Annotated in this window: 25 protein-coding genes; 8 read left to right on the top strand and 17 right to left on the bottom strand. The window is 42.5% G+C overall.

Going from position 1 to position 26,587, the window contains the following annotated elements; genetic code table 11:
* Positions 1-191: 191 nt before the first annotated feature.
* Positions 192-611, top strand: coding sequence for a YwaF family protein (locus ACG3M1_RS00240; RefSeq protein ID WP_022300452.1), 420 nt, complete (start codon positions 192-194; stop codon positions 609-611).
* A gap of 297 nt (positions 612-908) precedes the next feature.
* Here ACG3M1_RS00240 and ACG3M1_RS00235 read toward each other — a convergent pair whose 3' ends face one another.
* Complete coding sequence (locus tag ACG3M1_RS00235) at positions 909-1,676, bottom strand: nucleoside/nucleotide kinase family protein (RefSeq protein WP_008818048.1); 768 nt, start codon at positions 1,674-1,676, stop codon at positions 909-911.
* A gap of 264 nt (positions 1,677-1,940) precedes the next feature.
* On the opposite strand from ACG3M1_RS00235, the gene ACG3M1_RS00230 reads away from it, so the two are divergent.
* Positions 1,941-2,336, top strand: a complete 396-nt coding sequence (locus tag ACG3M1_RS00230) for a hypothetical protein (protein WP_395814670.1) — start codon at positions 1,941-1,943, stop codon at positions 2,334-2,336.
* A gap of 175 nt (positions 2,337-2,511) precedes the next feature.
* A complete protein-coding gene (locus ACG3M1_RS00225; protein WP_022300455.1) occupies positions 2,512-4,287 on the top strand; it encodes an ABC transporter ATP-binding protein in 1,776 nt (591 codons plus the stop codon).
* 97 nt (positions 4,288-4,384) lie between these two features.
* Here ACG3M1_RS00225 and ACG3M1_RS00220 read toward each other — a convergent pair whose 3' ends face one another.
* On the bottom strand, positions 4,385-4,753 hold the full coding sequence (locus ACG3M1_RS00220) for a nuclear transport factor 2 family protein (protein WP_008816007.1): 369 nt from the start codon (positions 4,751-4,753) through the stop codon (positions 4,385-4,387).
* 64 nt (positions 4,754-4,817) lie between these two features.
* Positions 4,818-6,761 (bottom strand): BglG family transcription antiterminator, encoded by a 1,944-nt coding sequence (locus ACG3M1_RS00215; protein ID WP_008816008.1) that lies wholly within the window; start codon positions 6,759-6,761, stop codon positions 4,818-4,820.
* Positions 6,762-7,095: 334 nt separating this feature from the next.
* On the opposite strand from ACG3M1_RS00215, the gene ACG3M1_RS00210 reads away from it, so the two are divergent.
* The 4 genes from ACG3M1_RS00210 to ACG3M1_RS00195 are packed head-to-tail and all read left to right on the top strand — an operon-like array spanning position 7,096 to position 11,572.
* Positions 7,096-9,738, top strand: a complete 2,643-nt coding sequence (locus tag ACG3M1_RS00210; RefSeq protein ID WP_395814668.1) for a PTS fructose transporter subunit IIA — start codon at positions 7,096-7,098, stop codon at positions 9,736-9,738.
* 14 nt (positions 9,739-9,752) lie between these two features.
* Positions 9,753-10,067, top strand: a complete 315-nt coding sequence (locus ACG3M1_RS00205; RefSeq protein ID WP_002606723.1) for a PTS fructose transporter subunit IIB — start codon at positions 9,753-9,755, stop codon at positions 10,065-10,067.
* A gap of 20 nt (positions 10,068-10,087) precedes the next feature.
* Entirely contained in the window at positions 10,088-11,125 is a 1,038-nt protein-coding gene (locus ACG3M1_RS00200) for a PTS fructose transporter subunit IIC (RefSeq protein WP_008816012.1), read from the top strand.
* Between the two features lie 3 nt (positions 11,126-11,128).
* Positions 11,129-11,572, top strand: a complete 444-nt coding sequence (locus ACG3M1_RS00195) for a PTS sugar transporter subunit IIA (RefSeq protein WP_002606721.1) — start codon at positions 11,129-11,131, stop codon at positions 11,570-11,572.
* Positions 11,573-11,728: 156 nt separating this feature from the next.
* On the opposite strand, the gene ACG3M1_RS00190 is transcribed toward ACG3M1_RS00195, so the two are convergent.
* The 11 genes from ACG3M1_RS00190 to tmk all read right to left on the bottom strand — a co-directional run bounded on the left by ACG3M1_RS00190 (position 11,729) and on the right by tmk (position 22,951).
* Positions 11,729-11,911, bottom strand: a complete 183-nt coding sequence (locus ACG3M1_RS00190) for a hypothetical protein (RefSeq protein ID WP_227761513.1) — start codon at positions 11,909-11,911, stop codon at positions 11,729-11,731.
* A gap of 70 nt (positions 11,912-11,981) precedes the next feature.
* Positions 11,982-12,470: a helix-turn-helix domain-containing protein gene (locus ACG3M1_RS00185; protein ID WP_002606719.1), complete on the bottom strand. Its 489-nt coding sequence runs from the start codon at positions 12,468-12,470 to the stop codon at positions 11,982-11,984.
* A gap of 481 nt (positions 12,471-12,951) precedes the next feature.
* A complete protein-coding gene (nrdG, locus tag ACG3M1_RS00180; protein WP_008816016.1) occupies positions 12,952-13,500 on the bottom strand; it encodes an anaerobic ribonucleoside-triphosphate reductase activating protein in 549 nt (182 codons plus the stop codon).
* Positions 13,493-15,838: an anaerobic ribonucleoside triphosphate reductase gene (locus ACG3M1_RS00175; protein WP_008816017.1), complete on the bottom strand. Its 2,346-nt coding sequence runs from the start codon at positions 15,836-15,838 to the stop codon at positions 13,493-13,495. The genes nrdG and ACG3M1_RS00175 overlap by 8 nt, the downstream gene beginning before the upstream one ends.
* A 399-nt stretch (positions 15,839-16,237) precedes the next feature.
* A complete protein-coding gene (locus ACG3M1_RS00170) occupies positions 16,238-17,881 on the bottom strand; it encodes a sensor histidine kinase (RefSeq protein ID WP_008816018.1) in 1,644 nt (547 codons plus the stop codon).
* A complete protein-coding gene (locus ACG3M1_RS00165; protein WP_008816019.1) occupies positions 17,865-18,545 on the bottom strand; it encodes a response regulator transcription factor in 681 nt (226 codons plus the stop codon). Before ACG3M1_RS00165 ends, ACG3M1_RS00170 begins: the two co-directional genes overlap by 17 nt.
* A 64-nt stretch (positions 18,546-18,609) precedes the next feature.
* Positions 18,610-19,305, bottom strand: coding sequence for a GNAT family N-acetyltransferase (locus tag ACG3M1_RS00160; RefSeq protein ID WP_021420139.1), 696 nt, complete (start codon positions 19,303-19,305; stop codon positions 18,610-18,612).
* Between the two features lie 109 nt (positions 19,306-19,414).
* Positions 19,415-20,272, bottom strand: a complete 858-nt coding sequence (gene rsmI / locus ACG3M1_RS00155) for a 16S rRNA (cytidine(1402)-2'-O)-methyltransferase (RefSeq protein WP_065530292.1) — start codon at positions 20,270-20,272, stop codon at positions 19,415-19,417.
* 9 nt (positions 20,273-20,281) lie between these two features.
* Positions 20,282-21,352 (bottom strand): regulatory iron-sulfur-containing complex subunit RicT, encoded by a 1,071-nt coding sequence (gene ricT / locus ACG3M1_RS00150; protein ID WP_008816021.1) that lies wholly within the window; start codon positions 21,350-21,352, stop codon positions 20,282-20,284.
* Entirely contained in the window at positions 21,349-22,326 is a 978-nt protein-coding gene (locus ACG3M1_RS00145) for a DNA polymerase III subunit delta (protein ID WP_008816022.1), read from the bottom strand. Before ACG3M1_RS00145 ends, ricT begins: the two co-directional genes overlap by 4 nt.
* Positions 22,319-22,951, bottom strand: a complete 633-nt coding sequence (tmk, locus tag ACG3M1_RS00140; protein ID WP_395814665.1) for a dTMP kinase — start codon at positions 22,949-22,951, stop codon at positions 22,319-22,321. Before tmk ends, ACG3M1_RS00145 begins: the two co-directional genes overlap by 8 nt.
* A gap of 736 nt (positions 22,952-23,687) precedes the next feature.
* Here tmk and ACG3M1_RS00135 point away from each other — a divergent pair.
* Positions 23,688-24,338, top strand: coding sequence for a YggS family pyridoxal phosphate-dependent enzyme (locus tag ACG3M1_RS00135; protein ID WP_002606703.1), 651 nt, complete (start codon positions 23,688-23,690; stop codon positions 24,336-24,338).
* 181 nt (positions 24,339-24,519) lie between these two features.
* Here the strand turns inward: ACG3M1_RS00135 and ACG3M1_RS00130 are convergent, their stop codons facing one another.
* The 3 genes from ACG3M1_RS00130 to ACG3M1_RS00120 form a co-directional block, all read right to left on the bottom strand.
* Positions 24,520-25,080 (bottom strand): DUF2812 domain-containing protein, encoded by a 561-nt coding sequence (locus ACG3M1_RS00130; RefSeq protein WP_008816024.1) that lies wholly within the window; start codon positions 25,078-25,080, stop codon positions 24,520-24,522.
* Positions 25,058-25,396, bottom strand: a complete 339-nt coding sequence (locus tag ACG3M1_RS00125) for a PadR family transcriptional regulator (RefSeq protein ID WP_008816025.1) — start codon at positions 25,394-25,396, stop codon at positions 25,058-25,060. Before ACG3M1_RS00125 ends, ACG3M1_RS00130 begins: the two co-directional genes overlap by 23 nt.
* A gap of 319 nt (positions 25,397-25,715) precedes the next feature.
* Positions 25,716-26,561 (bottom strand): hypothetical protein, encoded by an 846-nt coding sequence (locus ACG3M1_RS00120; protein ID WP_008816026.1) that lies wholly within the window; start codon positions 26,559-26,561, stop codon positions 25,716-25,718.
* Positions 26,562-26,587 lie beyond the last annotated feature (26 nt).

Below are 26,587 nucleotides of genomic sequence, written 5' to 3'. Positions count from 1 at the left end.
ATAAAGCGGGTATGCAGTTTATCAAGTGAAATCATGGAACGATCCCTATGTATCACAAGGGGGAACATACAGGAAGGAAAATTGCTAAGCAGTATGGAATACCTCCTGATTCAATGCTGCTTCCAGTGAAAACACTTTTTCTATTGCAGTTTCATACTATCGTGTCCATACTATAGGCAGGAGGTGATCGCATGGAGAATTTTCTGAATGCGACGGCATGGACAATGGCTGAGCCAAAGCCCTATGGACTATTTCATATCGTTATGCTGCTAGTCGGTATCCCTGTGTCTATTGCGCTGGCATGGAAGCTGCGCAGGGTGAGTGATCGCAGCTATCACCGTATATTGTTTGCTATTGCAGTTATTTTACTGCTTTCCGAATTATACAAGCAGCTCTTTCATTTTTATGTTATGGATAACAAAACCTATGACTGGTGGATTTTCCCTTTTCAGCTATGCAGTCTTCCTATGTATCTTTGTGCAATTCTTCCCTTTATGAAAAAAAGCAGATGGCTGATTCCTCTGGAAACCTTCCTGATGGATTTCAATCTGCTTGGCGGTCTTATGGCGCTGCTGGTTCGGATGGCCTCATGCATCCTTATATCACCTTGACGCTGCATGCCTTTGTCTGGCACATTCTTCTTCTGTTTGTCGGCTGTTTCATCGGCTTTTCAAGACACGGTGATACCTCTCTTTCAGGGTTTATAAAAACCCTTCCGATTTTACTTATCTGCATAGGAGCTGCCACACTGCTCAATGTTTTATTTCATTCCTACGGGGATATCAATATGTTTTATATCAGTCCTTACAAAATCACTACCCAGCCTGTATTCTCTCAAATTATGAAGCGTACCGGCATATGGATAGGCAATCTCCTTTATATCACGGCAATGTGTATCGCTGCCTTTCTCATTCACAGAATGTTTGCCACGATTCGTCGAAGCTGCGAGAAATGAGCCGATACCCTCCATCTGTACAAAGCTTCCACACCTCATCACTATTCAAACGGTTATGCAAGACACGCTGTACATTACAGCGATCACTTTTTTCATAAAAAACCTCTGCCTGCTCCTTGCTTAGCCCGCCGCGGCTTTTTCTGTCAATGAGTCTGTCACGCAGCAGGTTTTCCTCCGCTTGAATAAACACACAATAGTCGCATAGTGCAGAAAGGGAGCGATAGGGTTTCTCGTCCAACAGAAGATAATTACCTTCCACAAGAAGAATACTGCCTGTAATATGCAGCCTATGCTTCAGCGGCTCATGCAGATTACGGTCATATACCGGCCACCAGGTATCGCTTCCTTTTGTTTCCTTTATCAATGCATACATTGCTTCTGCATCAAATGTTTCCGGAGCACCTTTTAGTTCCTTTAGTTTTTTTCCATCCTGAAAATGGTTATCGAGCCAGGCATTCGTATAATGAAATCCATCCATACCGGCATACTGCATATCCATACAGCCCAATTCTCTGGCAAACTGACAGAGTGCTATCGCAAGTGTGGATTTCCCTGTTGCAGGAGGAGCCGCCAGAAAGACTATGAGTCTTTTTCCTGATTCCTTTTGCAGCTGTATGACATGTTGAAGAAATGGCATAAATACTGTTTTGATATCCTCTTCCCTGTATTTTGCCTGTATGTCATACCCATTCACGTTGATTGTTAACATTCGTATGCCCATCGTATCACCCTTTTTTTCATTATAAGGGGTTTTTGATTATTTTCAAAGTAAATACTTAGATTTTTTTATATTGCATGGCAGCTCTCATTTTATGCAAAAAGACTTGCCTGAAACAATCTTAATAATGCTTAAATGGAGTTTAATCCCTATAGACGGTATGCTATGATGATTACGGTTAAAATGATTACTGATGATTACACAGCTGTATACAATATATTTTCAGAGGCTGTAGATCGCAGTCAGGTATTCATAGAAAGGAAAATCATGAATTTAGAGAAAAAGTACCGTATTATTAAAATCTCTTTCATCTTCGTATCCTGCTTGTTTTTTATTGTGCTGTATGCCATAGGCACCTATGTCAGTGAACGCAAGGAAGAGCATCGATTCGCAAAAGGTATTCGTGGAACCTATACCAGTGCCCATAGCTTTACGAATATCAGTCTGGATGATGAGGATCAGCTTTATTATTTATCTGGTGATCGTGTATCTCATGGTACATATAAAAAGCTTAATGAACAGGTTTTCAAGCTCCTATCCGGACATTTGAAGGATGCCTACATCGTTAAGGATTCCAATGGCGATATCATTCTTATCGAACAGGATACGTCTGCCGCCAGATTTAAAAAATACGATAATCAAATTACCATTGTATCGGAATGAGAAATCTAAACTGCATGATTGCCTGCGTATGTTTTCACAGACCGCATGCAGAAGGGAGATATCTCCTTTTTTGCTTACAGCTGTTTTTATACGATTTGGAATCAGTGGATATGAATTGTAAGCCGCTTCTAATTCGTGTATAATAATGCAGTATGCGAAACGGAGGGATTTTTAAATGGAAGTTATGAAGAAATTTATAAGCTATTATAAGCCATATAAGACTGTGTTCTTTCTTGATATGTTCTGTGCACTTGTGATCAGTGCGGTTGATCTTGCATTTCCGCAGATTCTGAGCTATCTGAATACTACATTTTATATTCAACCAAAGGATATGATTATGGACAGTCTGCTTCTGCTTGGGGCAGGACTGCTTGTAATGTATGTCGTTCGTGCAATCTGCCGGTATTATGTAACAGCGCAGGGACATATTATGGGAGCACGTATGGAGAGCGATATGCGTCAGGATCTGTTTGATCAGTTTGAGCGCCTGTCCTTCTCCTATTATGACCGTAACAATACCGGGGAAATGATGAGCAAGCTGGTTTCTGATTTGTTTGATATTTCAGAATTCGCGCATCACGGACCGGAAAATGTATTTATCTCGCTATTGAAAATTATCGGTTCCTTTCTGTTGCTGCTGTACATCCACGTACCGCTGACCCTGATTCTGAATGCAGTAACGCTGGTCATGCTGATTTTCAGTATGCTTCAGAATAAGAAAATGCAGGCAACCTTTATGGATAACCGCCGTAAGATTGCCGGTGTCAATGCAAGCCTGCAGGATTCTCTGGCCGGTATCCGTGTTGTCAAATCCTTCGCCAATGAAGACATTGAGCGTGATAAATTTTCTCACAGCAATCAGCTGTTTCTGCAATCTAAGACGAATAACTATTACCGGATGGGACTGTTTCATGCAGGAAATAATTTCTTTCAGGGGATGCTGTACCTGACGATTCTGGTTGCGGGTGGATATTTTATTGCCAACGGAACACTCGATCCAATTTCTCTTGCGACCTATGCCCTGTATATCAACATCTTTGTTGCCCCGATTGAGGTGCTCGTTGAATTTACAGAGATGTTTCAAAAGGGCTATTCCGGGTTTAAACGATTCCTTGAAGTCATCGAAACAGAGCCGGATATTCAGGATGCACCGGATGCACAGGAGCTGAAGAATGTTCAGGGTGTCATAGATTATGATCATGTGACCTTCTCTTATAATGAGGAAGAGCATGTTTTGGATGATGTTTCTATACATATCGAAGCAGGCCGTTCCATTGCTCTGGTCGGACCAAGCGGCGGAGGGAAAACGACAATCTGTTCCCTGCTTCCAAGGTTTTATGATGTGAAGAACGGAGCTGTTCGTGTGGATGGTCAGGATATTCGAACGCTGACACTGGAAAGCCTTCGCAAGGCAATCGGTATCGTTCAGCAGGATGTATATCTGTTTACCGGAAGTGTAAAAGAAAACATTGCATATGGAAAACCCGGATGCACGGATGAGGAAATCATCGAAGCAGCCAAAAAGGCAAATATTCATGATTTCATTATGGGACTGCCGGATGGCTATGATACCTATGTCGGTGAGCGTGGTACACGACTGTCAGGAGGACAGAAGCAGCGCATCAGTATTGCCCGCGTCTTCCTGAAGGATCCAAGAATATTGATTCTGGATGAGGCCACAAGTGCACTGGATAATGAAAGTGAACGGCATATTCAGAAAAGTCTGGAAGAGCTGGCAAAAAACAGAACCTGTATCACAATTGCGCACCGTCTTTCCACCATACGCAATGCAGATGAAATTATCGTTATCTCTGAAAACGGCATGGAAGAAAGAGGAACACACAATGAACTGCTTGCGAAGGGCGGCACCTATGCCAAGTATTATCATATGCAGTTTGAAGGTCTGGATTTTGATGAACAGACTCGTGAAACACTACATTCCAGACAATAGAAAAAGCACGGTTGTGAAAAATCGTGCTTTTTTCTTGTTCTGCTGTTCAGCAATCATGTCGATATATACGAATGTTCACAGGTGTTAACGCCATGCCTTACGGCAGTCTGGAATAATGCACATGCACCAGCTTTTTCCCCTGCGGATAGCTGCGGTAAATCTGTGTTTCCCTTCCCTTGTTCATGATATGTTCCCCGCTGTCCTTCATCGTCGCATACAGCGTCCAGTAAAAGCGTACAATTGTAATATCACAGAATTCCTGAATCTTAACATCATCCTGTTGAAGGTCGCGCGTTTCATACTGAGCCATCGCTCCGTGATAAAAGGAAGCAAGGATAGCGTCCAGTCCTTCCACTTCCCCTTTTGGAAATATCATGGAGCATTCATCCTGATCACTCCACACCTCACGAATCAGCGAATCACTGCAGGTATTGACGGATTGTATATAGCTTTTTAATTCTTTCATAGTAACCACCTCACCATAAATCCTACACGCAGCTGAAAGGATTGCAAGAGCAAATATAAAAAGCTTATGCTTTTTGTTCGGTATCAAACAGATATTTTCTGATTTCTTCAAGACTGTTACAGCTTTTCAGCATGTGCGTCTGCTCATCATCAGAGACGATCCGTACAATGCGGCGAAATATTTTACTGTATTCCGTACTGATATCCTCACCGATGGCCGCAAAGAATACAAGATCAACAAGCTGATCATCCCATGTGATTGTATGATCCAGTTTGATGATTAAAATAACGGAATTCTTCACTGCTTTTTTCGTACCGTGAGGGACTGCAACACCACGTCCGATTGCTGTTGAGGAATACTGAATACGATCATAAACCGACGCCTCAAACGCTTCTGTAACATATCCGTTATCCTCCAGATATGTGCAGTATTTATGAATGAGACTTCTGCGATTTTCACAGCTGTCCTGAAAATAAGAAAGATAGCTGTCAAACTTTGTGCGAAGCTCCAGCGTATGCTTGATTTCTCTTGCAAAAATCCAATGACGAATCTGCGAACAGGATGCTTCTGTAAACAAGTGATCGATATTTATAATATTGGAAGCATGCAGACGGTTCGTTGTAGCATTCAGTATAAGATCATGCTGGTGCCCCGTTTCTTTTTTCATTTCATCACTGCCTATAATGTTCACAATTTCTATTTCACGAAAGGATGTTTCAACCATGCTTTTAATATAGGATTCAAAGGTGATTCCGGCGTCACAGATCAATAAACAGCGTATGGAACGGATATTTCTGGAGCGGTTTAAGGCTCCGACGATATGCAGACAGATAAAGCCAAGCTCATTGGCGTCAAAATAGATGTGTTCCCTTTCCTCTATCTTATCAATCGTTGTCATGATTGCGACATAGACCTCCGTGTATTTCGTTTTGATTGCTTCCAGCAGAGGATTCTCACTTGAGATACCATACTTCATTCTCCGGATTGCCGGTTTCATATGATTGCAAAGGTTTTGTTTGAGCTGTTTATCTTCTGACAGATCGACATTCAGACGTTCCGATACCAGATAAATGAATCTATCCAGCATGGCACTGTCCAGCTCCTGAAACTGCTCCTGGTTTTGCTGCTTGCGGGTTGAAAGAATCACCCGTTCCAGATAATATATTTCCTCTTCGGGAAGGCTTACATGAAATGTCTGCTCCATTTTCAGCTTCATGATGGTGGCTACATAATATTCCTGAAGATCAGTGCTGATGGTTGTCTGCTTTTGAACTGACCTGTCAATCTGACAGCGCGTAAGTAATATACAGCATTTGAGAATCAGCATACCGAAATCATAATCACAATAATGAGTATTCAGATTGATTTCCGATGATTTTACAATCGGGATAATCATCCGAATCATCTGAACATCAAATACCATTTTCATTTTTTCATATAATGCATCCGGCAGACGGACATCCAGATCATTATGCTGATATCCCTGCATCGGAAGAGTGTCTACAAAACGGTAAAAAAGATTTCGGATATCCTCTTCGTGTCCTTCCAGAGACAGACCATAGTTTGAACGTTTTCGAAGTCTGCAGTCATAGTTCTCAGCAAGTCTCTCAGCTTCCTCCAGAACAGTGGTCAGTGAGGACTTTGAACGGTATAATGCATCTGCAAGATCCTCCATACGGATCGCATCCCTATAAGTTAAAAGCATATGCAAAACCGTATGTAAATCATTTCCCTTTTCCAAGGGGACAGATGTCTCAAAGCGATTTTTTTGAAGCTGCCGGTAAATCGCCTCTCTCTGTTTTTGTGTACAGTGAAGACGTATTCCGATGTTCGGTTTTTTTATCAGCTCGGCACCATGAAGGAGCTGTAGAAAACTGGTATCCTGCAAATCGCTGTGTATCGTTCGCGAAGATACTGCGACCTGTTCTGCAAGCTCTGCCACAGTCTGAAAATTCTGTTCCTCTACAAGTATATTCAGAAGTTCCATCCACCTTTGTGTTTTTTTCATGATAAGCCTCCAGTTCACTGTCCTTTTTGTTTTTATCACCCATTATAGTATGCCAAGAGCCTTCCATACGGTATCTATCTCGATCCTGCGGAAAAGATACAGATTTAATTTCTGCTTTTCTTTCGGAACGCATACCGAAGGTGAGAGCTGTATGCCTAAAATAAACAGCATCTGATATCCGCTTTCTTCCATAGAAATTATATCATAATTTCTATATACAGCTGTCTGGAAAAAATTGCAGGAATACCTGTAGATGTTGAAAAAAGGAAGTGCCGTGCTCTATTGATTGTTGAAGACAGCGGTTGATATAGTAGAGGTGCAAGGAGGAACAGCAATGAAGAAAACAGCACATTGTATTCATCATACACATTGGGATCTGATCTGGTATTTCACAGCACAGGATGCAACTGTTCAGCTGTGCTATAATATGAAGGAGATGCTGGAAGGCTTTCGAAGCGGAAGAATTACAGATTTCTTTTTCGACGGACAGAGTGCGCCGATGGATGAGTACAGAAAGCTTCACCCGGAGGACGAAGCATACATACGAACTCTCGTAACGGAAAAAAAGCTCGTAATCGGACCCTTTCACTCACAGCTTGACTGCTTTATCTGCAATGGTGAATCTGTCATTAACAACCTGAGACTCGGCATGCAGTCTGCCGAAAATCTCGGATATGTTTCCAGGGTTGCATATCTGCCGGATTCCTTTGGACATTCCTGGGATTTTCCCAAGATATTTCATCAGTTTGGAATTAAGGATTTTGTCATAACACGCGGTGTTGGAGATGATTATAAGCTTGGCAGCGAATTTTACATGAAATCAAATGATGGCAGTGAGCTGCTGGTATGCACAATGATTGCAGGCTATGGATACGGATGCTATGCATTCCGTAATGGTACATTATTTGATGAATCAGCTCTTGACTACAATAAAATCAGTGTACAAAGTCTGATTGACCGGCTCCTGTCCTATTCCACACTGGATCACGAATTTGTATTTCCGCTGGGCTTTGATCAAAATCCGGCAATGCTGGATATACCAAAACGAATAGCAGAGTATAACGCACAGCAAACAGACATTGCATTTGTATCAACAACATGGCAGGACTTCTGCAATCGTGTAAGAGAGCATGGTCACAATTTAAAATGCCATGAGCATGAACTGTTCTCGACGCAGTATCATCGGGTTCACCGTTCCATTTTCTCCGCACGCGCAGATATCAAAGCACTGCAGGATGCCTGTGAGCGAAAGATCACATACGGTCTTCAGCCTCTTATGTCCATGCTGGATGCACAGGGTATCCCGTATGACCACGGACTGATCGATGAAATATGGAATCGTCTGCTGCGCTGCCAGACACATTCCTCTGCGACACTGACAGATGAAACAAATGACTATATTCAGCAGGAAACACAGAATGCTTACAATCTGATAACCTCTCAAACGGTATTTCTGATGAAGCTGCTTTCTCTTTCTGTACAGAAGAGGGAGGATGGATATCCTCTGCTGGTATGCAATACGCTGCCATATACAAGAACACAGACACTGCATACAACTGTACAGACTGGAAAACCTGATTTCCGAATCCTTCTGGATGGAAAGGAGCTGCCGTATACGCGTGCAGGGACAGTAAAAAAGAACTGTGGTGTTTTACGTAAAGATATCCGTGATATAGATCCCAAGGGCTATTTCTATGAAACAGAAATCATATTGCAGATTGATCATATGAAGGGGCTTTCCTATCGCACATTGTATATTCAGGATATTGATCAGCCATCTGTCAGCTATGAACTGGCGCAGGTTCCTTATATTGAAAATAACCGTTTCCGTATTCACAAGGATGAAGAGGGTGTACATATCTTTGATTACAGGAGTCATAGGGAGCATCGCAGCGCTATCTATCTGGAGGAGTCCGGGGATGAGGGAGACAGCTTTGACTATTCTCCTCCAGAATATGACTGGATTCTTACAGATTACTTTGAACATGCAGAAGTTTCCTGCGTACAGAATATGACTTACAGCTGTATGACCCTGACAGGTACCTTGGAGATACCTCAGAATCTGAAGAATAGAAAAGATAGAATACGAAATTCCGGTATGCGATATAAAATTAAGCTTGAGCTGATAGATAAGAATAATATCCGTATTTCGGGAACGATTGATAATCATGCAACGGATCATCGTGTACGTCTGGTTTTCACCGGACAGGCACCGCATACGTATTCACTTGCAGGGACACAATACAGCTACATCAAACGCGAAAGCACTCCGGCAGCTTTAAAGACCTGGAAGGCGGATGGCTGGTTTGAAGAGCCCAGTCCAACATGGCCGTTATTGAATTATGTATCGGTAGAGGATGATGAAGTCATGACTGTTATGACGAAAAGCAGTAAGGAATATGAGCTGATAGACGAAGGTAACAAGGATATCGCTGTAGTATTGTTTCGTTCCTATGGTGCTATGGGCTATCCGGATCTGCATCGTCGTCCGGGCAGGCCCAGCGGTCTGGACTACATGATATTCCAAACACCGAAATGTCAGATGCTGAAAGAAAACAGCTTTGATCTGGCCTTAACGTGGTATGAAAGCTATGACAGTAATCGTATCTGCCAAGATTACATTCAATATGCCTGCCCGCAACTCTGTTTTGAAGGACAGCATTTTGATAAGTCTGTGCATCCGATATCCTATTTTCCTACCAATCCACCAGAACAGAGACTTCCGGATTCCTGGAGCTTTCTGAATATGGATGAGCTACAGGGCTGCTTCGGATCACTGGTGAAGGAAAAAGATTACTGGCTGCTTCGTCTGTATAACAATGAAATAGAGCCGGTATCCTGCGGCATAATACATAGCGATGAAGCGCTTGTTTACACACTGACGACACTGGATCATACAATACACAAACCGCTGTCCAATGAGCTGGAGCCTCTGCGTAAGGGTGAGCTCAGAATGATACAGATAGAAAGAACATAAAGGAGGACTTGTTTATGAAACGCATTATCGGAGTATGTGCCTGCCCGGCAGGAATTGCCCATACGTATATGGCCGCTGAGAATCTGGAGCGGCAGGGTAAGAAACTGGGCTTTCAGGTAAAAATTGAAACAAATGGTTCCGGAGGTGTAGAGAACCGATTACGTGAGGAAGATATTAAGGAAGCAGACTACGTTATCATTGCGGCAGATACCCGTGTGGAAATGGAGCGCTTTCGAGGGAAAAAGCTCCTGGAGGTTTCTGTAACAGATGCCGTTAGAAAAGTAGAAAGCGTATATGAAAAACTGAATGATGCACTAAAAGAATATTAAATGAGAAAGAGGAGAAAATTATGAATTGGAAAAAAAGCTATAATCATCTGATGTCCGGTGTTTCTTACTTCCTGCCATTTGTTGTAGGTGGTGGAATTATGCTGGCATGTGCCTATCTGTTTGATTTTCAGAATGCCAACACAGCGACCTTCGGCTCATCCAATGTTTTCGTTTCCTGGCTGAATCAGATTGGCGGGCTGGCTATGGGGTATATGTTTCCGATTATGGGAGCTTATATTGCCTATTCCATAGCGGATCGGCCGGGATTGCTGACCGGTATGGTAGCCGGTGCTTTGGCAGCAAACGGCGGCTCTAGTTTTCTTGGCGCTGTGATCGGCGGCTTCGCAGCGGGTTATATCATTCTCGGTCTGAAAAAGTTGACTGCCGGGATACCTCGATCTCTGGAGGGAATCAAAACACTGCTGTTATTCCCGATACTGGGTCTTGCATTAACAAGTCTTGCCATGCTGGCAATCAATTCTGTCGTTGCCCCTGTCAGCAATGCGCTTACAGATTTCCTGTCCGGTCTCAGCGGTACAAATGCTGCACTGCTTGGGGCAGTAATCGGCGGTATGCTGGCACTTGATCTTGGCGGTCCCATCAACAAAACTGCATATCTGTTCTCTGTTGCAACACTGACTGCAGCAGATGGAGGAACCGTACCGTCTGTTGTCATGGCTTCCTGCGGCTGCAGTGCCATGGTAATTGCTACAAGCTGTGCTGTCGCCTGTACGCTGTTTCCTAAAAAGTTCAGCGAAAATTTACGGGGGGCAAAAATTGCTGCATATATTATGGGACTCAGTTTCTTTGTTGAAGGAGCCATTCCCTTTGTAGCAGACCGGCCTAAGAAAATTCTTCCTTCCTTATGTGTTGGAGCAGCAGTAACAGGAGCCTTGGTAGCCATGTTTGGAATTACACTATCTGCACCGATTGGCGGTCTGGAAACATTGCTTCTTGTCAGCAATATCCCATTATATCTGTTATCGTTTGCAGCAGGGACAGCAGTTGCTGTCTGTATGATTTATTTCTTTATCAGAAATGAACCGGATCAGGAGTAAGACATGAAGTTGATCAATGAGAATCTGATTCTCCTTGATATGAATCTGCAGTCCAAGGATGACATTATTTCCTGCATTGCGGATACACTGGAGAATAATCAGCGGCTGTGTGATAAGCAGCAATATATAGACGATGTTTATTCAAGAGAGGACGAAATATCTACAGCCATGGGCTCCAGCATCGCTATACCGCATGCATTGTCATTGGGCGTCAGGCATACATCTCTGGTCTTTCTTCGTCTACAAAATCCGATTCAATGGGATGATGATCAGGTTCAGATGGTATTCGGTATTGCTGTACGCAAGGAAAATAGCGGGAATGAGCATCTTAGAATCCTTTCCAACCTGGCAAGAAAGCTGATGGATTTGGGATTTACAAATGCGCTTCTTCATTCAGACAATCCGGACGGCTGTCTGCAGCTGCTGGAAGAATGCAGCATTAGCTGAAGATAAAACTACAGCTTTGCATGTTACATAATCAGTAAAAGATAGGAAGCAGCTTAGAAACAGGTCAACGGCACCTGTTTCTTTTTTTCAAAATGCTTCTCTTCTTTGTTCAGGAGCACAGGTGTAAACAGAAAAAAGATCATAGCCATGATCCTTTTATAATGTTATCTGCACAATTTCCCCATCAGCCGTTTCTACATCAACGATGGTTAATCCCCTGTATTCCTTACTGAAATGCTTTAGAAGCCGCATCATCTTTCTTGTGGTCTCCTTATCCATTGTCCATGCTATTTCCGTATTCTCCTGTATTGTCTTTCTAATCACTGTACAGGTGAGCATATTATAAAGCATGCTATCGGGAATGCGAAGATTTAGACGGCAGGACTGTGCATGAATCCGTATCTTCATGCTATTCGACAATCACTTCAACATGATCTCCGTTTGCAGAATCGACTTCTACAAGCTTCCCGATCACACCACTCTCTATCAGCTGCATAATCATTCCCAGATCGATTTTCTGCATCATTGGATTGTCTGTCATCTGCGGGATGTCCAGCCCCATATCTCTGGCCATTTTTACCAGAGCCAGCGGCAGGTTGACACGTACTCTGTCTCCATTCTCTGAATCCACATACACTCTCAAAAACATCTGTTCGATATCCTTTCGCTTATCTTCCGGAAGCAGTTCGACTGTCTGCACCTTTTCTTTTAGAAAATCATCCAGAGAAATATGGAAGAAGTCTGACAGCTCAATCAATACTGGAAGATCCGGCATAGAAAGATCATTCTCCCATTTTGATACAGCCTGCGGCGAAACTCCCATTTTATCTGCAAGCTCATCCTGTGTCATACCCCTTGCTTTTCTCAATTCACTTATTTTGGTTCCTAATGCTTTCATATAGTGTTCCACCTTTCTTCACACCCTCATTATAGAAATGATTCCTTCCTAAAGGAAGATAGAGCTGGTTGAATGTCACAACTGCTCGTTGTCTGCTTCTCAACCAATAGTAGAATTCCCCATATTTCCTTTTACAACAGCCTTTTACATTATATTCGTATCAACACACTTATCTGTCATGCAATCTATTCCTTAAAATCTTATGGAAGAACTTCCATAGCATATATGCAATCTTGCTGTACAGCTTCAGTGCCTGTATAGTTCACACATCAAAATAATTATCTATAAAGTTTTCTGTATAGAATGAAATTATAATAACAAGGGCACAAAGCATCACCTTTGGAAAAAGGTATGCAGTAATTAAGAACAGCCGCATTCCCTCTTCCTTTTGGCTCATATGACGCTGTTTGCAGTTTCACAGAGAATCGATGATTCAGCTATTCCTCTTATGCTATAGAAAGAGATAAAAGAAAGGATATGGTCATGCATTGATCATATCCTCTTCCTTCAGCTTCTGATTCTGTTCATCCTTTTCTGACAGGATGACACTGCCGCTTTGCAGTGATTTCTGTACATCGATGATTCTCTGATTCCGGCTTCCCTTAAAGACAAGACGGTAATCCTTCAGCTCATTCACAAACTTACCGTCAACCAGCACATCAAGTTGCACAAGCAGCCTTTTCTTACGCTCATCCGCAAGAAGCTCTTCATAGGTGAACCCGCTGTAAGCCCAGATGTTCAGCTGTTTTTCCTTTGCCGTTCTTACGATTTCCAGCAATGGCTCAACCTGCAGAAACGGCTCTCCGCCTGAAAGTGTCAGACCGCTCTGCAGCTGTGCATCACGAATCTGCTGCTGCAGCTGTTCAACGGAATACAGGGTGCCGCCTTCCGTATCCCAGGTTTGCGGATTGTGACAGTTTGGGCAGTGATGTCTGCACCCCTGCGTCCAGATAACCATACGAACACCGGGACCATCTACAAAGCTGTCCTCCTGCATAGGGGAAGCCAGTCGGATGGTTTTGCTATCCATGCTTTACACGATCCCGTTCTTCAGATGCCTTTGCATCATTGAAACGGTCTACCGTACCTACCAGATAACCGGTAATACGGCGGATTTTCTCAAACTTATATTCTTCCTCACGCTCGTCTCTTCCGCATTTTGGACAGACATGCCCTTCAATTACACCACTGTAGCCGCAGCATGGATCACGGTCTACCGGATGGTTGATGCTGCCGTAACCGATTCCCGCATCCTTCATACAGCGAACGATGGATTCAAATGCTTCCAGATTATTTGTAGGATCTCCGTCCACTTCCACATAGGAGATATGTCCGCCGTTTGTGAATTCATGATAAGGAGCTTCCTTCTGAATCTTCTTAAATGCTGTTATGTGATAGTATACCGGTACATGGAAGGAATTTGTATAGTAATCCCGATCTGTAACACCCGGTATGATACCGTAGATTTTCTTATCAATCCGTGTAAATCTTCCAGACAGACCTTCTGCAGGAGTTGCAATAAGAGAGAAGTTCAGACCGTATTTCTCTGTAGCTTCATCACACATTTCACGCATATGCCCTACGATTTTCAGACCGAGCTTCTGCGCTTCTTCACTTTCTCCGTGATGTTCTCCGATCAGCGCCTTTAAACATTCCGCCAGACCGATGAAACCAATCGTCAGCGTTCCCTGCTTGATGATTTCCTCCAGCGTATCCTCCCAGCTCAGATTCTCACTGCCGATCCAGACACCCTGTCCCATCAGGAATGGGAAGTTTTTCACTTTCTTTCTTCCCTGAATTTCCAGACGCTCCAGCAGCTGCTGAATAACGATTTCCATCTTTTCATCCAGCTCATTAAAGAAAGCAGCCTCATTGAAATCACCATTTACAGCAACTCCGTGCTTGATTCCAAGACGCGGCAGGTTGATGGAGGTAAAGGAGTTGTTTCCTCTTCCTGTCGCAATTTCCGGACCGTTGATATTTCCCATAACGCGGGTACGGCATCCCATATAGGTTGTTTCTGTTTCCGGATGTCCTTCCTTGTAATACTGTTTGTTGAACGGAGCATCCATAAAGCTGAAATTCGGAAACAGACGTTTTGCGGATACACGCATTGCCAGCTTAAACAGGTCGTAGTTAGGATCCTCAGGATTATAGTTAATGCCTTCCTTAACCTTGAAAATCAGAATCGGGAAAATCGGTGTTTCTCCGTTCCCTAAACCTGCTTCCTGTGCCAGCATCAGATTTTCACTGATCAGTCTACCCTCCGGTGTCATATCCGTACCGAAGTTTATACTGGAAAACGGTACCTGTGCACCGGCACGTGAATGCATGGTGTTCAGATTATGTACAAAGGCTTCCATTGCCTGATAGGTTTTTCTTCTTGTGGCAACGTTTGCTTCTTTATAAGCGAATTTATTGATCAGCTCGATTTGTTCCTCACCAAGACCGAAGGTTTCCTTCAGCATGGCATTCAGGCTGTTCAGGAAGCTGTCGTCCATGATCATAGCTGCAGTTTTTCCTGTTTCCTTCTCCACTGCCTTGAACGGTTCTCTCACATCGGCATCCAGATTGATAAACAGCTCCAGCGCTTTGTTGAGATTACTGATATATTCCTTGCGGAAGGTTTTTGCGACACCCTTTGCCAGATAAAAATCAAAGGCAGGTATACTCTGACCGCCATGCTGATCGTTCTGGTTACTCTGGATTGCGATTGCCGCAAGAGCTGCATAGCTGGTGATATCCTGCGGTTCACGCAGATGCCCGTGACCGGTTGAAAAACCGCCGTTAAACAGCTTTTCCAAATCAATCTGACAGCAGGTCAGCGTCCCCATATTCATAAAATCCATATCATGAATATGGATATCTCCGTTTTCATGAAGCGCCGCATGCTGCGGATTCATCAGCTGACTCATACAGAATTCCTTGGATACAGCACTTCCGTACTGCAGCATGGTACCCATTGCCGTATTTCCGTCAATATTGGCATTCTCACGCTTGATATCCGCATCGTTGCTGTCCGCAAACGTAATTTCCTCAATGGATTTCATCAGCCTTGTCTTCATGCTGCGGATTCTTGTACGTTCTGCACGATACAGGATATATGCTTCACTGGTTCTCGCATGACCGGTTTCAATCAATACCTTAATAACTGCATCCTGCACATTTTCCACGGTTGGTGTTGTGCCCTGGTATGTATTATTCAGAAGATTTACGACTTTCTCCGTCAGTATTTCCGCTGTTTCATAATCTGCTTTGCTGCCTTCCTCCTGTGCTACTCTGCTTGCTGCCAGGAAAATAGCTCTTGTGATTTTTTCCGGAGAGAAATGTATTTCACGTCCGTCCCTTTTCTTAATGCTAGTGATCATAGAATCCTCCTTAACCTAGAACAATGACAATAGAAAATACACGCGGCATTTACGTGTATTCAGATTGTTTATGTTGTAGATGAACCTTCATCTCTATTTGCTCTGACACTTATTATACCTCAATTTCAGTGTTTGTGGGACTGTAAATGCTTTTTTTTATTTACATGAAAAAGTGTAAGCATTTTTCCTGATATTTTTCTTCCATTTACGTAATGATTAATAAAAAATATCCATGAAATGTCATCCACAGATATTTTTATTCTATATGAATATGTATGGTATGTATTTTATAACGAGCACCCCTTGTTTTGAGTCTGTACCTGCTGCTCCTCCCTGACATCGTTTTAAAACAGCTGTGTTTATTATCATAGTTTCTAGTGATTCAGCTTGATACAGACACTATCCATCCTCGTTTTGGCTTTTGCTGTAAGGCAGAGAGAACCAGAAGGTACTTCCTACTCCTTCTTCACTAAGTACGCCGTATTCAGCCTTATGAAGCTCCAGAACAGCTTTAACAATGCTCAGACCCAGACCGCTGCCAACCCGGGAGCGCACATGCGTCTTATCCACCTTGTAATACCGTTCCCAGATATACGCAAGCTTATCCTTTTCAATACCCGGACCATGATCGATTATTTCGATACGAACCCTTCCCAGTTCAAGAAGCTGCTTCACGATGACCTGATGATCCTCTCCGCTGTAGTTGATGGCATTGTTAATCAGATTATAGATAACCTGATCAAGCTTGATCACATCTCCCTGAATTATGACATCTTCTCTATATTCAAAGCGAATATCATACTCATCCTGCTTTAAAAGAGTTTCATAGCGTTCGATGATGCTGCGGATCTCATCCGTCAGATTCATGGAAACCGCATGCAGCTCCTGTACACCTGCCTGCAGCTTGGATAGATCCAGCATATCGTTCACCAGATTGGTCAGACGTTTTGTCTCATCTATGATAATCTGTACATTCTCCGGTGTGTTCTCACCGGGGATATCCCGCATAACCTCCCCGTATCCGCTGATCATTGTCAGCGGTGTTCGCAGGTCATGGCTCATATTCGCAATCAGCTCACGCCGCAGATTCTCCACCTTCCTCAGCTCTCTGGAAGCATAGTTCAGCGTATTGCTAAGCTCCTCAATTTCCAGATATCCCTTACCGCTGAAGGCAACATCATACTGACCGGTCGCAAGCGTTTTCGCTCCGTTGTTAATGGAGATGATGGGACGTGCAATCTTTCTTGAAAGATAAAAGGCCAGCATAAGCGCCACTACAGTCAATATTGCCGCAATGATGATAAACTGTGTCTTGATTGTTTCAATCGTAGCATTTACCGGTGTCAGCTGTGCATTGATCACACTGATTTTCATATGGGAATTGCTTCCTGTGACCACACTGATGTAGGTCATATTCTGCACACCCTTGGAAATTTTCATATTCTGTTTATTCCTGCCGTTGTCTCTGATATCCGATGTAAGCCGTGATGGAAATGCCTCCGGACGCGGTATCATAAGACCTTCCTTTGTCAAAGAGAAACGAAAGGATTCAAAGGGCACCTCCACCTTGGCAGTATCCTCAATCAGTCTGGAAGCTATTCCATCCTTCTGTGACAGGGCTTCCCCCTTCAGTTCATCAATAACATCTGCATGGGCAGCATAGCTGGCAGATTTGCTGAGCATACATTTGCCATCGCTTTCATTGCCCATAATCGGATCCTTACTCGTATCCTCATCATAAACGATGACACAGAAATCCCCATTGCGGGAAATGTTTGAAATTTTTGTTTTATAGGATTCCATATCCAGTGAGCCATCCAGCTTCTGCGTAATGACTTCATTTACTTCACTCGCGGCCTTTTTTACGGAATTGGATTTGATAAACATATAAAATTTTTCCAGAAAAAATACCTGAAAAAACCATAGTACTGCAATGATAATGACAATAAAGAACACCAGTGTGACAAAAATCTTCCACTTGACGCTGATTGGTTTTCGCTCTTTTCTGTCGACGCCTGCCACCTGTTTATTTTTCAGCTTCAAAACGATACCCTACTCCGCGCAGTGTAATAATCAGGCGGCTGTAATCCTGCAGACTTTTTCTCAGCAGCTTGATATGCGTATCCAGCGTTCTGTCATCCCCGTAGAAATCATACCCCCATACATCATGAATCAGCTGTTCTCTTGTCAGTGCGATTCCTTCATTGCGTACCAGATAAAATAATAGAACATATTCCTTTGGCGACATTTCCACCTCTTTATCATCAATAAAGACCTTGCGTGCCGTAAAATCGATTTTCAAGCCTTCATAGGTATAGATATCCTTTTTTCTGGTGTTTACATCACCATGATATCGCTTTAATATGGCACTGACACGCATCATCAGCTCCTTAGGAGAAAACGGTTTTACCACATAATCATCAACACCGATTTCAAAGCCGTGGATTCTATCATATTCCTCTCCTCTTGCGGAGAGCATAATGACAGGAGTCTGCACATCCTTACGGATTTCCTTTACCGCAGAAAAGCCGTCCAGATTCGGCATCATGATATCCATAATGATTAGATCATATTCCGCCTGCTTACACTTTTCGATGGCATCCATTCCATCCACTGCTTCCTCAATTTCATGTCCCTCAAATTCACCATACTTACGAATCATGCTTCTGATACGTTCCTCATCGTCCACAACCAGCAGTTTGCTCATGTTATCACCTCTATCTGTATTATAACTTGAATGCCATACCCTTATGTGATGATTTCATGAATATTCAGGGAAAATACCAGTAGGTAAGCTTTTCATCTGTAATCATCCCTGCTTTTTTCTGAAGCCGGATACTGGCAGTATTATCCTTTACAATTTCACCATAGGGCAGTCTGCCGCGCTCCAGCTGTTTGCCAATCATCACCTGCTCCAGAGCCACAGCTAATCCTTTTCTCCGCCATTTGGGATGAACCTCCAGAATTCCGATACTTTCCTGCTCATGTACCCCGATAAATCCGCATAGCTCACCCTTGTAAAATGCACCATACATACCATCCTGCAGACATTTACCGATATACTGTTCATTTGCCAGAGATTCCATTGAATGCCTGTATAATGCAATGATTTTCTGTGTATGTGATGCATCCAGCCTATTTATTACAAAGCCTTCCGGAAGGGCTACTGCAGGGGGTACATCCTCAACATATACACAGTGAACACACTCCAGATCGCTTTCCAGCTTTCGCATGGATTTCAGCCAGGGATCCGTATAGGTGTCATGGGCAACCAGTATGCCAAACTGCTTTGGAAGGTGCTCCACGATTTCTTTCCCTGCCTGATTATCTGCCGCAGCACTGTATAAAATCTTTGAAATTCTTCCCTGTAAAAGCAGGGCTGTCTCTGTTTCATATAAAACTAACCCGCCTGCATTTCTGCACTGCAGCATATCCGCATACAGACAGGGTTCCTTTGTTAAATTCATGCTCTTCTCCTTTTAAAAAAGGATTAACTCCTGTTCCATACAGAAATCAATCCTTATTAACAGCTCAATAACGTAGTTCAAACAATTGATTCACTTACGTTCAGGTATTTTAACATAATCCGTGGTACTGCTTATATATTTCATTTTTACTGAGGCCGCGCTCTCTTGCGACACGCTTGATTGCTTCATTGGTAGTCAATCCTTCTTTAATATAGGTATTGATCTGTTCATGAACAAGCGGCATTGCGGAATCTTCTCCCGGATCCTTGGTTTCTCTGGAGCCCTCCATAACAATTACCATTTCACCCTTAAGCTCCTCCGCAATTTCCAGAATTTCTTCGATAGTTCCTCTCAGAAACTCCTCATGCTTTTTTGTAAGCTCACGAGCCAGACAGATATTGCGGTTGCCCAGTACCTCAAGACAGGAAGCAAGCATTTTTTTTACACGGTGCGGTGCTTCATAAAAGACCATGGTAAACGGATAGTATTTTAATTCATACAATTCACGAATCCGTTCCTTTTCACCGGATTTCAAAAATCCGTAAAACAGAAAATGTCTGGTGTCCATGCCACTGGATACCAGGGCATTCAGCATCGCATTGCTTCCGGATATTGGAACGACATTAAAGCCCTCCTCGATTACCTTCTGTGTTACAACACAGCCCGGATCGCTGATCAAAGGATAGCCGGCATCACTCACAAGCGCGATATCCTGTCCCTGACGCAGCAGCTCCAAAAGACCGTTCGCACTTTGAGTCTCATTGTGCTGGTGATGGGAAATCAGTCGGGTATGAATACCGAAATGCGTTAACAGCTTCAGTGTGTTTCTGGTATCCTCTGCCGCAATTACATCGACAGACTCCAGCACTTTCAATGCTCTTGGTGTCATTTCCTGCAGATTTCCGATTGGCGTTGCCACCACATACAGGGTTGCTTTTTCATTTTCAAAGCTCTTCTGACGATTCATTTTGTTCACCTACCGATCGGAGAAATCTATATCCGGCCACAATTCCTTAAAGGAAAGAAACTGTACATCCTCTTTATTTTCAATCTTTACCTGCTGAAGCAGTACATTCATACTGGTAATTCGATACCGGCTTCCCTTGTATTCAATCTGGGAATTCATTTTCGGCAGACCCTCACGCAGCCGCTTATACTGACTGTCTTCAAATTTCAGACAGCACATCAGCTTGCCGCACTGTCCGCTCAGCTTTTGAATATTCAATGCCAGTAGCTGATTCTTTGCCATATTGATAGATACGACATCAAAGTCATTCATAAATCTGGAACAGCAAGTTTCCATACCGCAGGTTCCCAGACCACCAATGATTTTTGATTTGTTACGGGGACCGATCTGACGAAGCTCAATGCGGCATTTAAAAATACTTGCCAGCTCCTTGAGAAGCTCACGGAAATCCACACGCTCATCCGCAACATATACAAAGATGATTTTACTGCAATCCAGCGTATACTCCGCTTCAATCAGATTCATATCCAATCCAAGCTTACGGATACATTCCGCACATATCTCCATAGCCTTACCGGCCTTTTCAATATTTTCCTGTGCCTGCTTTAAATCACGCTCTGTTGCTTTGCGTGTGATTGGCTTGATCTCCATTCCGTTGGACAAAAAGGTTTCTGTTTCCTTAACGATTTTTCCAAGCTCCAGACCACGAATCGTTTCAACCACCACATCATCACCCACCCGGTACTCATCCACATCGGTACCGAAGGTATAGATTTTTTTTGAATCCTTAAAGGATACAAACGCGATGTATTTATAAACTCTGCCTTCCGGCTTGCGTTCATTGTGGTTTGCCTTCTTGTGCTCCGGCTTTTGTGCAGGCCTTTGTTCCTGCTTCATTTCCTTCTTTACTTCCTGTCGTGGTTCCTTCGCTTCCGACTTCATATTGGGTTTTCCATCATGCTTGGGATGATGCTTCATATCCCGTTTCTGTTCAAAGCCTCTGTCATGATGCTTCTTTTTATCCTGCTTCGGATTCGGATTTCCTTTTGAAATCCCGTTCCTGTCTTCCGACTGATTCATTCTGTCACCTCTTTCATTCTGTACAGCATCTGATCAACGAGCAGCTGCAGGTTGACCGAACGCAGTAATGTATCCTTCGTCTGCATGAGAATCTGCAGAATTGCTGCCATATCCATGTTTTTCTTCTGATATTCCTTCAGCATATTCTGATACCATGTATCCGATTGCCGACGACTGCCACGCAGACAGTCACGGAAGAATATAGTAAGCATATCAAGCAGATAGAGCATTGCCTGCTTTCCGTGCTTTTTCTGTTTTGAAGGAAAGCCTTCCAACTGCAGAAACAGCAAAGCATCATATGGTGAGGAAAGATAACGCTCCAGCATTCCCTTCATTAAAAAGCGGGCATGCTGATAATCCTCACTTTCCGAAGCCTCCAGAATTTCCGATTTCTGGCGGATCATGCTGCTGAGCAGATAGGCATCCAGCGCCTCCAGATCCTCCTGTACCGCCGCATGGCACTGTGATGCGCTCAACGGGGTAAAGGGGATATTCTGACAGCGGGATATGATGGTAGGAAGAACTCTGTCCAGCTGTTCCACAATCAGTATTGCAATCATATCACTTCCCGGTTCCTCCAGAAATTTCAACAGGGAGTTTAATGCATCCGGTGTCGCATTTTCCGCATGATCCAGCACATATATTTTCTTTCCGGTTTTTTCAAGGCCGGTTTTTGCGAATGCATGCTGCAGCTTCAGAATATCGTCCTTCTTAATGGAAACACTTGTTCCATCCAGATATATCATATCGGCATATTCGTTGTGTGCAATACGCTCACACGTATCACATACCTCACAGGCGAAGCCTGATTCCCTGCAAACCAGACTCTGGGCCAGCAGATATGCTGTTTCTTTTTTAGGCGTACCGCTGGGACCGCTGAACATATAGGCATGCGCAAGACGGTTATGCTCCAGAGCATTTCGCAGAGTGTGATATACCACCGGCTGCTGTTCTCTCAGAATATCTTTAAACATGGTTTTTTATAATCTCCATAAGACAGGCTACTGTATTGTTCAAAACTGTATCCACATCAGGATTGGCATCCACAATATGCATACGTTCCTTAAATTTGTCTTTGATCAGCTCATAGCCCTGTGCAACCAGCTTATGGAACTCCATACTTTCATTGTCCAGTCGATCCTTATTGCCACGGCTTGTGACGCGGGACAGTCCTGTTTCAAAATCAACAGAAAGAAATACCGTAACATCCGGCAGATGCCCTTCAATTGCGAACTGATTGATAGCAAAGACCTCCTCAACACCGATACCTCTGGCAATTCCCTGATAAACCAGAGAGCTGTCCACGAAGCGGTCGCAGAGAACGATTTTTCCTTCCTTCAGCGCAGGCAGTACCTTTTCTATAAGATGCTGGCGGCGGCTGGCGGCATACAGCAATGCCTCACAGCGTTCATCCATTGCCGTATTGGCCGGGTCCAGTATGATGCTGCGAATCTGTTCCGCAATATCTATGCCTCCCGGTTCTCTTGTATATAGTACAGGATACCCCATCTCTTTCAGCTTTTCATATGCAAGCTTACTGATGGTTGTTTTCCCGCTTCCGTCATTTCCTTCAAATGTGATAAACAATCCCTTGTTCATAGCCTGACACTCCTTTAACTAGACCCTATCATTATAGCATAATCAGCTATTGCACTACAAAGAGATTTCTCATGCTATTTACAGCATTGTGTACTGATAAGCTGCAGAATATGTTTTCAGGCATAATTATGAATTCATACTGAGGAGTAAGCTTTGAATTTTCCATCATAAGGAAAGCCTCACAGCTTTTCTATTAAGTTCTTTGCTCTGGTCTTATCTGTACTGGTTCCGATGAATGATTACTGGATACAATACACATGGATAATAAAAATACACGCATAGGCTTTTATGTTGACAGTCACAGTACAAACTTAAGAATGCATAAAAAATATGATAAGATTGCTCCTGCATTCTCTTTTTTCTTTATCGATCAAAATTTTCGTATAAAACACCAGTCCCTGCATAAGATAGTGTTAGGGAACTTCATTCATTCCCTTCAACATACAGGCAGCATACCTGCCAGATGGACAGAGTCAATAGATTCTGTCTTTTCTGTTCTCTGATGTTCGCCTCTTCCTAATGTCTTTTGCCATTTCATATATTGAATTTTTCTTTGCAGTAAACATTCACTGCCTATCCTATACAAAATAACTGTAAAATAAAGGATTACTGCAAACGCGTATAAGCATAACATTTTGGGATTCAATATCTAATTTCTTCTTCATTTTCCGCATATGAAACAGATTCTTTTCTATCTATACAAAATAGTGCTATAATATGATACAGGTGATGCAAAATGGATAAAAAGAAACTTCAGGAAATACAGAAACATCTTCCGGATCATGTTACACTGATTGCAGTAAGTAAAACACATACGAAAGAAGAAATTGATGAAGCCTATGCCTGCGGATGTCGGGTGTTTGGTGAAAATAAGGTACAGGAATTAAAAGAAAAATATGATGATCGCTATCAATGGCATATGATTGGTCATTTACAGCGCAATAAAGTAAAGGATGTTGTTCCTCTCGCTGATATGATCCAAAGTCTCGACAGTCTGCGTCTGGCTGAGGAAATAGAAAAGCAGTGTGCGAAAATCGATAAAATTATGCCGGTACTGATTGAAGTAAATATATCAAGAGAAGCAAACAAGACTGGTGTGTATATGGAAGAATGTCCTGCCTTTGTAAAACAGTGCATGCAGTATAAACACCTGGATGTTCAGGGACTAATGTGTGTTGGTCCACTGGATGCGGACCGTGACCGTATTGAGGAATGCTTTGAAAGGATGAATATCCTCTTTCACAAGCTGCAAAGTGAATATGGAAGTGAGCAGATCCGCTATCTGTCCATGGGGATGAGTGATGATTATCCGATTGCTTTGAAGCATGGTTCGAATATGATTCGCCTGGGTACTGTGATTTTCGGTAAGCGAAATTATTCTATATAAGCATATCATTTTCATAAAGCCTGTTGATTCTAATACTGATTGATCTCACGTAACCAGTAAAACAAATACTCCTGCGCATAAGTAAAACAATTATAATAAAAACCAGAGAACATTCATTATGAATAAGCTCTGGTTTTTTCGTAAACACAAAGTAACAGATTATGAAGCATACTGCATCGCTTTAAGTGCTTTCCTGCTCCTTCTTTGCCGCATATAATTTCAGCGTGCATTTTATTAAAAACAGGAGTTCAAACAGCATAATACCGGAAATCAAAGAATATACAACAAGAAACCATGGATCTCTTTCAAACATTTGCAAAGCCTTCCACAGACCGGGAACTATGATAATAGAAAATATGATTGCACAAAACAAGGTAAGAAATACACTTCGCTTATAAATAGACTCACAATATTCCCGCCGCGTTTCACGATCACTGAAAATCTCCGAATTGTTTTCTTCCCCATTCTCTTTTCTGCGAAAATAATAGAAGGAATTAAACATCATGACATACTCCCAGCCGCAATCCTGAAACAGCTGTATATAAGCATTCAGATCCTCTACTTCATCACGATAATCCAGTTGATAAATCCAGTTTTCCGGTATGCATTTCTCAAAGACATACCCCCTGAAAACCGTATAGCTTTTCAGCTTCCAGCCCTTTTGATGCATTTCTTCCAGAAACTTCTGTTCTTCGCCATATTCCGCAAGTGAGAAGAATCTAAAGATTCTCTTTGTTTCCATGATAGCATCCTCCTTTACTGTTGATATATAAGCGGTTAATACGGGCCAGCTCCAGCTGCAGTACCGTACTGCCAAGCTCTGTAATTTGATAATATTTTCTTTTTTCTTCCTCTCTTGTAAACCTGATCAGCTGATCCTTTTCCATTTTTGAAAGAGTTCCATACAAGGTTCCTGCACTTATAATGATTTCGTTATCTGTAATTTTTTTCACATATTGAATTACATGATAACCATGGCGTTCCTCCTGCAGGGAAAACAGAATATAAAAACCGGTTTCTGTCATCGGCACATAAACACGTCTTAGTTTTTCATCCATAGATAACCTCCACTACTACATTGTATCTCTATATATCGAACCTCTATATATACTATATCGCAGTGCTATCTATATGTCAATAGAAACTGACGCAGCTGTCTCAAAGGCTGCTGCATGCTTCATTCCTTTTATTCATTTATAGATACAATCAGTGATCATAAGGCTTTTCTATAACAACAAGAAATTAAGCGAACATAATAAAAAGAATCAAATATCATAAACTGATAAATTTGATTCCTTATATGTTATATATTTACTATGACACAGAGTACCCTGCATTCTTAACAGCTGTTCCTCTTCTCATCTGCTATGGATTGCACTACTTGCAAAGCTTCTTTGACATTACAATAATATTGTCAGCTAATTTTTCCGTTCTGCTGTACCCATGTTTTTCATATACCCAGTATGGATTGAATCCATCCCTCCATTCATAAATACCGATACCTTCGAGGTATTTCCGATGGAAGAGCGGATATACCTTTTCCAGGTTCTCCATCAGAGCATCCAGCATTTCAACCCGAGGAACACCATATCCAACCTCGTAGCAGCCTATTGTCAAATAGCTGTCGCTATTCCCTGCTGTTCCTGTCATATAGCCGTATTTTTGTAAAATCTCTCTTGGCATTACCTCCAGTAAGCCAATTACCCTATCATTCAAAACTGCGAAAATTCCAGCAATATCTTCCTTTTGCCATATCTCTGAAAACACCTTGGATTTTAATGATATACAGCTTTGATGATATTGCTCAGAGGGATTACCAAAGGGATAATTGGTAAGACACATCGACATTTCTCTGAGATAATTATGTTTTGTGATAGGTATGAATGAAATTTCATCCTTATGTAAACAATTTTTAAACTGCTCTTCTGTCAAACCATTCCATTTTGAGAATACAGGTTCTTCATCCTCTGCATTTCTTTCAATCTGCAGGGCTGCATACAGCTGTTGCTTATGCAACGGTACCGTGTCTATTTTTCGACCACGATCGTATACATCGATAAAGCAATTTTCACATTTTCGCAAATTTTTTTTATCCGATGGCAGCTGATGATATGGAATTAAATTGATTTGTATGTCTATGCCCTCCAGCCAGATTCGAAGCTTTTCAACCATTGCAGCTGTAGCTTCACACATCGGCGAATAGACAACATCTATTTGTCTCATAATATCCTTTCCAAATAAAGTCTGTT

The sequence above is a fragment of the Clostridium sp. 10cd* genome (assembly GCF_044336395.1).
Taxonomy (GTDB): Bacteria; Bacillota_I; Bacilli_A; order Erysipelotrichales; family Erysipelotrichaceae; genus Clostridium_AQ; species Clostridium_AQ innocuum.
Note: the sequence above shows the minus strand (reverse complement) of the source record. Positions and strands in the feature narration are given on the sequence as shown.

Bases quoted from the DNA above. Each gene is read 5' to 3' on its own strand.
- ACG3M1_RS00200 (WP_008816012.1), top strand. From the start codon at position 10,088: ATGAATTGGAAAAAAAGCTATAATCATCTGATGTCCGGTGTTTCTTAC.
- ACG3M1_RS00175 (WP_008816017.1), bottom strand. From the start codon at position 15,838: ATGATCACTAGCATTAAGAAAAGGGACGGACGTGAAATACATTTCTCT.
- ACG3M1_RS00190 (WP_227761513.1), bottom strand. From the start codon at position 11,911: ATGCTCACCTGTACAGTGATTAGAAAGACAATACAGGAGAATACGGAA.
- rsmI (WP_065530292.1), bottom strand. From the start codon at position 20,272: ATGAATCGTCAGAAGAGCTTTGAAAATGAAAAAGCAACCCTGTATGTG.
- ACG3M1_RS00135 (WP_002606703.1), top strand. From the start codon at position 23,688: ATGGATAAAAAGAAACTTCAGGAAATACAGAAACATCTTCCGGATCAT.
- ACG3M1_RS00125 (WP_008816025.1), bottom strand. From the start codon at position 25,396: ATGGATGAAAAACTAAGACGTGTTTATGTGCCGATGACAGAAACCGGT.
- ricT (WP_008816021.1), bottom strand. From the start codon at position 21,352: ATGAATCAGTCGGAAGACAGGAACGGGATTTCAAAAGGAAATCCGAAT.
- ACG3M1_RS00195 (WP_002606721.1), top strand. From the start codon at position 11,129: ATGAAGTTGATCAATGAGAATCTGATTCTCCTTGATATGAATCTGCAG.
- ACG3M1_RS00185 (WP_002606719.1), bottom strand. From the start codon at position 12,470: ATGAAAGCATTAGGAACCAAAATAAGTGAATTGAGAAAAGCAAGGGGT.
- ACG3M1_RS00205 (WP_002606723.1), top strand. From the start codon at position 9,753: ATGAAACGCATTATCGGAGTATGTGCCTGCCCGGCAGGAATTGCCCAT.
- ACG3M1_RS00145 (WP_008816022.1), bottom strand. From the start codon at position 22,326: ATGTTTAAAGATATTCTGAGAGAACAGCAGCCGGTGGTATATCACACT.
- ACG3M1_RS00235 (WP_008818048.1), bottom strand. From the start codon at position 1,676: ATGGGCATACGAATGTTAACAATCAACGTGAATGGGTATGACATACAG.
- ACG3M1_RS00130 (WP_008816024.1), bottom strand. From the start codon at position 25,080: ATGGAAACAAAGAGAATCTTTAGATTCTTCTCACTTGCGGAATATGGC.
- ACG3M1_RS00220 (WP_008816007.1), bottom strand. From the start codon at position 4,753: ATGAAAGAATTAAAAAGCTATATACAATCCGTCAATACCTGCAGTGAT.
- ACG3M1_RS00160 (WP_021420139.1), bottom strand. From the start codon at position 19,305: ATGAATTTAACAAAGGAACCCTGTCTGTATGCGGATATGCTGCAGTGC.
- ACG3M1_RS00210 (WP_395814668.1), top strand. From the start codon at position 7,096: ATGAAGAAAACAGCACATTGTATTCATCATACACATTGGGATCTGATC.
- ACG3M1_RS00230 (WP_395814670.1), top strand. From the start codon at position 1,941: ATGAATTTAGAGAAAAAGTACCGTATTATTAAAATCTCTTTCATCTTC.
- ACG3M1_RS00225 (WP_022300455.1), top strand. From the start codon at position 2,512: ATGGAAGTTATGAAGAAATTTATAAGCTATTATAAGCCATATAAGACT.
- ACG3M1_RS00165 (WP_008816019.1), bottom strand. From the start codon at position 18,545: ATGAGCAAACTGCTGGTTGTGGACGATGAGGAACGTATCAGAAGCATG.
- ACG3M1_RS00215 (WP_008816008.1), bottom strand. From the start codon at position 6,761: ATGAAAAAAACACAAAGGTGGATGGAACTTCTGAATATACTTGTAGAG.
- tmk (WP_395814665.1), bottom strand. From the start codon at position 22,951: ATGAACAAGGGATTGTTTATCACATTTGAAGGAAATGACGGAAGCGGG.
- nrdG (WP_008816016.1), bottom strand. From the start codon at position 13,500: ATGGATAGCAAAACCATCCGACTGGCTTCCCCTATGCAGGAGGACAGC.
- ACG3M1_RS00240 (WP_022300452.1), top strand. From the start codon at position 192: ATGGAGAATTTTCTGAATGCGACGGCATGGACAATGGCTGAGCCAAAG.
- ACG3M1_RS00120 (WP_008816026.1), bottom strand. From the start codon at position 26,561: ATGAGACAAATAGATGTTGTCTATTCGCCGATGTGTGAAGCTACAGCT.